General features: G+C 34.1%; 1 protein-coding gene. It reads left to right on the top strand.

Annotated features, from left to right (window positions below; all coding sequences use genetic code 11):
• Positions 1 to 287: hypothetical protein (locus B9N65_RS11130; protein WP_180385160.1), on the top strand; the 287-nt coding region annotated here is incomplete at both ends.

Genomic DNA, 287 nt, shown 5'->3' with positions numbered 1-287 from the left:
AGATAGATGCAAGGTACTTTAACTATGCTAGAAGTAGATACACTGAATCTGATGTAGAGATAAGGGAGCTAAATTTGGATGTGAAAGAGGAGAAGGAAATTTATAGTGTCTATAATAAAGATGATAACCAAGATGGACATAGTTTCTCTTCTGCGATAAAAGCTTATCAAGAGGCTGCAAATATTATATATAAGCTCAGACTAGGAATTTTTAACACCAACTATGACAATACTCATCGTAACCTCTCAAGAGATCTAGTGGAAGCTCTTGATACTATTGGTAACAAT

The sequence above is a fragment of the Campylobacter concisus genome (genome assembly GCF_002165815.1).
In the GTDB taxonomy this organism is placed as follows: Bacteria; Campylobacterota; Campylobacteria; order Campylobacterales; family Campylobacteraceae; genus Campylobacter_A; species Campylobacter_A concisus_BH.
Note: the sequence above shows the minus strand (reverse complement) of the source record. Positions and strands in the feature narration are given on the sequence as shown.